Source organism: Pollutimonas rozaliensis, assembly GCF_048751585.1.
In the GTDB taxonomy this organism is placed as follows: domain Bacteria; phylum Pseudomonadota; class Gammaproteobacteria; order Burkholderiales; family Burkholderiaceae_B.
In genome coordinates, this window is record NZ_JAZHOB010000368.1 from 1 (window position 1) to 235 (window position 235).

The 235-nt window shown below is 41.3% G+C and carries 1 protein-coding gene; it reads left to right on the forward strand.

Features of this window, described 5'->3' with window-relative positions; translation table 11 throughout:
• Nucleotides 1-59: 59 nt before the first annotated feature.
• Nucleotides 60-235, forward strand: a 176-nt coding sequence (locus V0R37_RS23265; protein ID WP_420376714.1) for a polysaccharide biosynthesis protein, incomplete at its 3' end; no start/stop codon positions are given.

Sequence of the window (235 nt, forward strand, 5' to 3'; positions counted from 1 at the left end):
TAAATAATTAATGGGCAGGAGCAATCATATTATTTAAATAATTAACCTAAAGGTAAATAATGTTTAAAGGTAAGATATTGCTTTTAACAGGTGGTACGGGCTCTTTCGGCAATGCCGTCCTTAACCGCTTCCTGGATACCGACATTGCTGAAATCCGCATTTTCAGCCGTGACGAGAAGAAGCAGGACGATATGCGCAAGCGTTACGCCAATCCCAAGCTCAAGTTCTACATTGG